Source organism: Pseudomonas tremae, from assembly GCF_001401155.1.
Taxonomy (GTDB): Bacteria; Pseudomonadota; Gammaproteobacteria; order Pseudomonadales; family Pseudomonadaceae; genus Aquipseudomonas; species Aquipseudomonas tremae.
In genome coordinates this window covers 1-7539 of record NZ_LJRO01000317.1, presented here as the reverse complement: position 1 = coordinate 7539, position 7539 = coordinate 1, and the positions used below count along the sequence as shown (strand labels likewise).

7 protein-coding genes and 4 pseudogenes are annotated in these 7539 nt (G+C 54.2%); 8 read left to right on the top strand and 3 right to left on the bottom strand.

The window, feature by feature from the left end:
• A partial coding sequence (locus tag ALO43_RS18580; protein ID WP_162235604.1) for a recombinase family protein occupies positions 1–224 on the bottom strand: 224 nt, incomplete at its 3' end.
• A 467-nt stretch (positions 225–691) separates the two neighbouring features.
• On the opposite strand from ALO43_RS18580, the gene ALO43_RS18575 reads away from it, so the two are divergent.
• From ALO43_RS18575 to ALO43_RS31760, 7 genes and pseudogenes are all read left to right on the top strand, one after another.
• On the top strand, positions 692–1024 hold the full coding sequence (locus ALO43_RS18575) for a type II toxin-antitoxin system RelE/ParE family toxin (protein ID WP_005769723.1): 333 nt from the start codon (positions 692–694) through the stop codon (positions 1022–1024).
• Between the two features lies 1 nt (position 1025).
• Positions 1026–1310, top strand: a complete 285-nt coding sequence (nadS, locus tag ALO43_RS18570) for a NadS family protein (RefSeq protein ID WP_054997901.1) — start codon at positions 1026–1028, stop codon at positions 1308–1310.
• Between the two features lie 152 nt (positions 1311–1462).
• A pseudogene (locus tag ALO43_RS29185) lies at positions 1463–1588 on the top strand (TrfB-related DNA-binding protein); the annotation flags it as partial.
• A gap of 176 nt (positions 1589–1764) precedes the next feature.
• Positions 1765–2184, top strand: a pseudogene (locus ALO43_RS18565) (SOS response-associated peptidase); the annotation flags it as partial.
• Positions 2185–2527: 343 nt separating this feature from the next.
• Entirely contained in the window at positions 2528–3823 is a 1296-nt protein-coding gene (locus ALO43_RS18560) for a M20 family metallopeptidase (protein WP_054997900.1), read from the top strand.
• Between the two features lie 13 nt (positions 3824–3836).
• Positions 3837–4343, top strand: a complete 507-nt coding sequence (locus tag ALO43_RS18555) for a GNAT family N-acetyltransferase (RefSeq protein ID WP_054997899.1) — start codon at positions 3837–3839, stop codon at positions 4341–4343.
• Entirely contained in the window at positions 4333–4458 is a 126-nt protein-coding gene (locus ALO43_RS31760) for a hypothetical protein (RefSeq protein WP_268873829.1), read from the top strand. Before ALO43_RS18555 ends, ALO43_RS31760 begins: the two co-directional genes overlap by 11 nt.
• 138 nt (positions 4459–4596) lie before the next feature.
• Here ALO43_RS31760 and istB read toward each other — a convergent pair whose 3' ends face one another.
• Together istB and istA are read right to left on the bottom strand one after the other, a co-directional pair.
• Positions 4597–5400: an IS21-like element ISPsy20 family helper ATPase IstB gene (istB, locus tag ALO43_RS18550; protein WP_053481497.1), complete on the bottom strand. Its 804-nt coding sequence runs from the start codon at positions 5398–5400 to the stop codon at positions 4597–4599.
• Positions 5393–6892, bottom strand: a pseudogene (istA, locus tag ALO43_RS18545) (IS21-like element ISPsy20 family transposase). The gene istB and the pseudogene istA overlap by 8 nt, the downstream one beginning before the upstream one ends.
• A 114-nt stretch (positions 6893–7006) precedes the next feature.
• Here istA and ALO43_RS18540 point away from each other — a divergent pair.
• Positions 7007–7372: pseudogene (locus ALO43_RS18540) on the top strand (transposase); the annotation flags it as partial.
• Positions 7373–7539: the final 167 nt, after the last annotated feature.

Sequence of the window (7539 nt, the reverse complement as noted above, 5' to 3'; positions counted from 1 at the left end):
CGCGACAGCCGATCGATGCTTTCCACCAGCAGCACGTCACCTCGGCGAGCATCTTTGAGTAGTCGAATTAATTCCGGGCGGTCGGCATGGCTGCCACTGGCATTTTCCATGTAGCACGATGCGATGGCCTTGCCGTAGACGGAGACAAACGTTTCCAAATAATCGCGCGCTCGACTTGCGTCCTGGTCATCGGTCGATGCTCGAAGGTATGCACGAATGAACATCAGTATATCCGTCTCATTTTGGGTGTAGTCTAATGATTGTATCAAATTGGGTGTGCTTTAAGTCCGCAAAGCTGAAATCTGGTCGTACTGATTTTCGTGTCACTTGGGGTATACCCAAAAGTGACGAGATAAAAAGGTTACAAGTGGTGACATTTTTTTCTTAGCGCTAGAGTGCCATTTTGGATACACCTTAAGTTGACATGTGTATCGGTGGCTAGAAGCGGCGCTACAGGCGCTGAAGTCTTTTGGAGCGTTAGGAATCATTAGCTAGCATATAGCGCCTGCCGATGTATTTTTGGAATGGGCGGATAGCGGCTTCGGTGTTACCGATGATATTCACCATGACTTCCTGTTTGACTGCGGAATCAGGTCAGCTCTTGGTACGCGTGTGGCCGGATGACGCTGCTGGCCTATGCTGGACATTGTTTTTGGTGTACTATGTACTCCTGCGGACAAGGATAGCATCTGTGAGCAACGCTATTGAATTCATCGAAACTTCGATGTTCACACGCCAGATCAAGGCTCTCGCAACAGATGATGAACTGAGAAGCCTTCAGGCGATTTTGATCGAGTCTCCGGACAAAGGTGATTTGATCACCAACACAGGAGGGCTCCGCAAGGTACGCATGGCCATGGGAAACCAAGGCAAGAGCGGCAGTGCGAGAGTAATATATTTTTTGGCTACACCTGAGGTGATCTACCTGGTGATGGCATACCCGAAAAGCACCAAAGACAGCCTGACTGATGCTGAAAAAACAGAGCTGAAGCTGCTCACTCAAAAGCTGAAAAAAGAGGTGTGATATGAGCTTTTTTAACGAGTTGAAGGCCTCTCTTGAAGAAGCCGTGGATATCAAGAACGGTGTTAAGCCGGCTGCTCGGCGAACTCAATACGAGTTGGCCGACGTGAAAGCGATCCGAGCCCAGTTGAATGTTACCCAGGGTGAGATGGCAAAGGTGTTGGGCACCAGTATTGATACGGTGAAAAGCTGGGAAAATGGACGGCGTAATCCTACGGGCCTTGCAGCCAAGGTTCTTGCCACGGTGAAGGCAAATCCTGATTTTTTCCGAGAGCTGTCCGTACATTAAGGCGTGCCGCGCTTGAACGCAGCGCGCGGCCCCTCCCTGCGCTCAGGACTGGTCTTATGGCCGCGTGTAAAGCCTACAACTGAGGCTTGATACGGGTTACATGTGGTTGCGGTTACGGTAGATTTGATTTTCATCAACCTGGACCTACCACCATGACTGTCGATCCTGACCCGCTTGGTCTTGCAACAAAGATCATCCAGCACTACAGCAATGCCCAGATCGCCCAGTTGATCAGGATGATCAGTCCAGTTTCTCCCTGCGCCCTGATGACCGCGGAGTGTTACCGCTGATGCAGAATTGACCCATGTGCCGACTTGGCGTCGCCCCATAAGTATTCAGCCCAAAGTCAGACCTGCTAACGCTTTACGGAGTAAAAGCTTGGGTCAGCGAAATTTCGACAGCTGGGTCAATTCTGCATCAGCGGCAACACCCCACTTGGCTAAAGATGGGTAAAGCGTTTACCTACAATGCTCGATCAGAGACAGTCGCCGAGAAGCAGTCATTCCGGCATGCATGGCGTCACGCGCAACACTGCATCATCCCAGCGGTGGCCATCTACGAGCCTGAATGACGTTCGGGCAAGGCAGTTGCCACGCGTATAGCCCGTGCAGACTGCGAACTGTTGGGCATTGCGGGTCTATGGGAGCAGTGGTGCGATCCATCCACCGAACAGATCCTGCACAGTTACACCATGCTGACTGTGAATGCTGATGATCACGACTTCATGAAGGCGTACCACAAGCCCCAGGACGAAAAGCGCATGGTAGTGATTTTGCCGAAGGGCTCGTATGCGGACTGGCTGACCGCGCGGCCGGAGCAGAGCGCAGCCTTCATGAACCAGTACCCGGCAGATCGGCTGGCCGTGGCCATGTGATCAGTCTTCCCTGGAGCTGGTGACGGACAGGGCGACTTGTCGCGCTGGACGGCAGCAGCCACCAAGCCGCAGGCGCGGTAGCAATTTCCCAGTAAGCCACATTTGGCGGGAGATGGGTGGGGATTGTTGCCGATCAGCACGAGCATCATCGTCGACTTATCTTCCAGACTTGCTTTCAGAGACTGGAAAGTCTCAGGTTCTGATATCCCTCTTTTTTGGCGGCGCTCAAGGAACCTTGCCCGGCTTCCTGCCACTCAGGACGCCACAATAGCGCCCGTCATGGATAACCTGACGGGTTCTTGGGCACAATGGCTCGACACCACAAAAGCGGACGCTATCCAGCATGAAAAGTCTTCTCCCCTCGCTCCTGATTCTGTTTTTCTGCAACGGTGTATTGGCAGGAACGGCACGTGATGAGCAAAGCATGGCGTCCTATGTCGATAGCCACAGCGCCGAGCAGATCGCTTTGCTTGAAAAACTCGTCAACATCAACAGTGGTACAGATAATGTTGAGGGCGTCGTCAAAGTGGGTAATTTGATGAAGCCGGAGCTGGAGGCGCTTGGCTTCGAGACAACCTGGCACGACCTGCCTGCAGGAATGAATCATGCGGGTAGCCTTGTTGCGATCCACGATGGCAATAAGTCTGCGAAACGAATTCTACTGATAGGCCATCTGGACACGGTTTTTCCCGAAACAAGCAGTTTCCAGAAATTCACCTACCTTGAGGGCGGTAAAAAAGCCAAGGGCCCTGGCGTCATCGATGACAAAGGCGGCATGGTCACGATGCTCTACGCCTTGCAGGCGCTGAAACACACCGGCGCGCTGGAGAACATGAATATCTCGGTGGTCCTGATCGGTGATGAAGAGCTGGCGGCCAAACCGACGGAGATCTCCAGAGAATGGCTGATCGCCGAAGCCAAAAGAAGCGACATTGCGCTGGGTTTCGAATTCGCCTTGTCGCCCAACCAGTTGATCACCGAGCGCAGGGGATTGAGCGAGTGGTTTTTGACCAGCACCGGCGTAGACAAACATTCAGCGACTATTTTTCAGCCTGAAACCGGTTTCGGGGCGGCGTATGAGTCGGCTCGAGTGCTTGATGAGATTCGTCTGAAGCTTTCGAATGAGCAAGGCCTGACAATCAATCCGGGACTCATTCTGGGGGGCTCTACTGCGGTCGAAGATGTCGCCAGTGGACAAGGTACTGCTTCTGGAAGAAAGACAACGGTTGCCCGGATTTCTTCTGTGCATGGCGATTTGCGGTTCAGCAGTGAGGCTCAGAGAGTCACCGCGGAAAACCAGCTGAAAGAAATAGCCAGTCACCCGCTGCCTCTGACCAACAGCGATGTGAAAATCAAAGCCATCATGCCGGTCATGGCTGATCGTGAGAGCAATCGCAAGCTACTGGAAGCCTACAGCCAGGTCAGCCAGGATCTCGACGGGCCTGTTCTGGAATCGGCACCGTCAGCGGAAAGAGGCGGAGCTGACATTTCCTATGTGAACAACTATGTAACCGCAAGCCTGGACGGGCTAGGCGCCTGGGGTGAAGGTGCGCATAGTGAAAATGAAACCATCGATCTGAGCTCTTTGCCCGTGGTAACAAAACGGGCGGCTATTTTCCTGAGCCGTTACGGTAATTAGCAGGAGAGGCTCGGTGGCGTTCGACCTGCGTCTGTCGAAAGATAGCGATCTGCCGGGCTTGAGACGCCTCTCGGCGCAGGCCCGTGATCGCTATAAAACCATTCCGTCTCTGGCGCATGTCGCCGACCTCCCTCCGCTGAGTGCAGACAGATTCGAAGCCTGCCGCGTCGTCGTTGCTGTTGACCAGAACACTCATGAAGTCATCGGGTACGCCGCCATGCTGCCACTCGATGGTTTGTTGTATCTGGACAATATCGCCGTCGTTCCTTGTGCTTCAGGCAATGGCGTAGGTAAGACTCTGCTGTCCTCCGTTGTGACGCATGCGCAGGCCCTTCGGGTTCAGGCTGTGAGCCTGACGACCTTCCGCGAGCCACTGTGGAACGGGCCGTGGTTCAGGAAACATGGCTTTGGTCTTATGCCGGACGTTGAAATTGGCGAAGGGCTGAGGCGTGTCGTGGATCGTCAATCGATGACGTTCAGTCCTGCAACGCGGAATAGGAAAAATGAGCATGGCAGCTAAGAAGCCACAGCACCCCTTGCAGGCCAGCGAAATTGAGCGTTTCGAACGAAACCTTGCGAATTGGGTGAAACTGGACCCAGCGGATGCGATATTGTTGGCGCTGATTGAAAACTGACCCACCCTGCCGATTGAAAATTGACCCAGGACGGATTGCTGATTTTTGCCCCAGTAATTGTGGATAAGCTTAGCAGCAGTGTTCCGATTGAAGACGCATCAAGCCCCACCGCATGCAGCAGGGCATTTATGGCGCGGATTAAAATGGCTCATCGTCCTCGATATCATTTCCGTCCTTTCGCTTTCGTTCGCGTGTTTTGATCTTTGTCTGGGCAGCCAATGTGCTGTGTTGTAGGCGGTAGGACTCGTTGCCCGTTTCGACGATGTGGCAGTGGTGTGTCAGCCGATCCAGCAACGCGGTGGTCATCTTGGCGTCGCCAAACACACTCGACCATTCCGAGAAGCTCAGGTTGGTGGTGATGACCACGCTGGTGTGTTCGTACAGTTTGGACAGCAGGTGAAATAACAGGGCGCCACCGCTTTGGCTGAAGGGCAAATATCCGAGTTCATCCAGTATCACCAGGTCTGTGCGCAGCAGTGCCTGGGCGATTCGCCCTGCCTTGCCATCGTACTTCTCACGCTCCAGCAGATTCACCAGATCCACCGTGGAAAAGAAGCGCACGCGTTTGTTGTGGGCCGTGATTCCGGATACAGCCAAGGCACTGGCCAGGTGTGTTTTCCCGGTTCCAGGGCCGCCGATGAACACGACATTCTGCGCGGTTTCAGTGAACGCCAAGCTGGATAGATCGCTGACCAGCCGGGCATCAGCGCTGGAAGCGCTGAAGTCAAAGCCAGCTAAGTCACGGTGCATGGGGAGTTTTGCCATGTTCATCTGATGATTCACCGAGCGCACCGCGCGATCCGCATGTTCCTGCTGAAGCAGATGTTCCAGCAGCCATTTCGATGAAGCCGTCGACGCTGTTCCTTGAGAGACCAGTTCTTCCCAAGCACTGGCCATGCCGTGCAGGCGCAGTTCTTTGAGTTCAGTCATTAGGTCACGCATTGCGATTCTCCTCATCGGTCGTACGGAGCCGGTCGTAGCGTGCTGTATTGGCAACAGGCGCCACTTTGAGTTGCAGGCTGGTTTCTACACAGGGAGGTGGTGCGGTGGAGGTCAGGCGGGCAACGACATTGAGGATGTGATCGGCGCTCAGACTTCCCGATTCAAGTACCAGCTCCACCGCCACCAGCACTGGTTCGAGACCCGCAATTGGCACAGCAGCCAGTACCTGCATCATGATTCGATCACCGTTGGTGTGACGCCTCAGTCCGCGTTTGAGAAGCTGTAACGGTTTTGGCAGATCAGCAAATGGAGCGCCATTGCGCAGTGCACCAGGCTTGCGTTCGATGAGTGGGATGTAGTGCTGCCAGTCAAAACCGACCTGATCTCGATCAAAGAGGCGCTCGTGACTGGCGATCACCGTTTCGTCGGCAATGACCACGATCCGCGAAGGGTACAAACGGCTGCTGACCCACTGGCCGACTCGCTCACATGGCACTGAATAGCGATTTCGCGCCACGCTGATCAGACAGGTGCTGGAGACCCGCACGGTACGCTCGACGTAGCCATCAAATGCCGTCGGCATTGGCATCATTTCGACCTGCTCCAGCTCCAAGACCTCGGCCACCGTCAGCCCGTTGTACTGCGGATGCACCAGTTCGCTCCAGAGCGACCGGCAACGTTGGCCGAGCCAGACATTCAGTTCCTAAAAGGTATGGAACATGCAATTTTGAGCATCGAGCCAGATTCGTCTGCGGCTGTCCTGCACGTTCTTTTCGACGATGCCTTTCTCCCAGCCAGAGGCCACGTTGCAGAAGTCCGGATCGAACAGATAGTGCGCGCACATCACGGAAAACCGGGCGTTAACCGTGCGGCCTTTGCCTTTGTTAATTTTGTCGACAGCCGTTTTCATGTTGTCGTAGATGCCGCGACGTGGCACGCCACCCAACGCTCCAAACGAACGTGTATGGGCATCAAACAGCATCTCGTGGCCTTGACTGGGGTACGCAACCAACCAGAACGCGCGACTTGCGCACAGCTTCATATGGGAGACCTGGATACGTCGAAACAGGCCACCGATCAGCAGGCCTTCTTCGCTCCAGTCAAATTGAAAGGCCTCACCGAGGGCAAACGTCAGCGGTACAAAAGCGCGTACAGACTTGCCTTGCTCGCACCGCCAAGAGCGGACAAACGCCGTGAGCTGGCTGTAACCGCCGTCATAGCCCTCGGCCTTGATCTGCTCAAAAAGTGCTTTGGCGCTCCTGCGGTTGTGTTTTGGCCGGAACGAATCGGCCTTGAGCGCCTGCTCCAGGGTCTCGTGAAAAGGGCTGAGCTTATTGAAGGTTGCGCACCGTTGGTACGCTGGTTGATTGGTTTCGGGCGCTCTGACCCATTTTCGGATGGTGTTTCTCGACAGCCCGGTACGCTTGGCTATCTGATGCAGCGAGAGCTTGTCGCGGAAGTACATCCGCCGGATTTTTCCCAACATTTCCATGCTGATCACCCTGTGTTCTCCTGCTCGAAAAGTGAGCAGAAGCAGTTGAACACCTGGGTCAGTTTTCAGTCGGCAGAAGAGCCTCTACTGGGTCAGTTTTCGGTCAGCGGCAACAACCAGTTACTGCACGGAGAAGAAACTTACGTCTCTGGCGACGCGGGCTATACCGGTGTCGAAAAGCGTCCCGAGCATCAAAATCGCCAAATGATATGGTCGATTGCAGCGCGGCCCAGCAGTTATAAAAAGCATGCAAGGAAAAGTCTGATCGGGCGCATGCGTCGCAAAATCGAATACGCGAAAGCTCAACTGCGCGCCAAGGTTGAGCATCCGTTTCGAGTGATCAAGCGCCAGTTTGGTTATACGAAAGTACGCTTCCGAAGCCTGCTGAAAAACACTGCGCAGCAGACCACGCTGTTTGCGCTGTCCAATCTGTGGATGATGCGAAAACGACTGCTGAATACAGGAGAGGTGCGCCTGTAATGCGGAAAAACGCCTTGGGAAGGTGCTGTCTGAGGCAAATCGATGAGTTAACGACGGGAAAAGTCTGATTATCTGATCGGACGAGCTTTTTTGAACCTCAGGCCACGAGGGCATCAAAAATCAATGCCTACTTCAGACCTTCCCTAAGGATGCTCCGATCAACTTGC

Coding starts and splice junctions, on each gene's coding strand:
- ALO43_RS31760 (WP_268873829.1), top strand. CDS start 4,333: ATGGCAGCTAAGAAGCCACAGCACCCCTTGCAGGCCAGCGAAATTGAG.
- istB (WP_053481497.1), bottom strand. CDS start 5,400: ATGCGTGACCTAATGACTGAACTCAAAGAACTGCGCCTGCACGGCATG.
- nadS (WP_054997901.1), top strand. CDS start 1,026: ATGAGCTTTTTTAACGAGTTGAAGGCCTCTCTTGAAGAAGCCGTGGAT.
- ALO43_RS18560 (WP_054997900.1), top strand. CDS start 2,528: ATGAAAAGTCTTCTCCCCTCGCTCCTGATTCTGTTTTTCTGCAACGGT.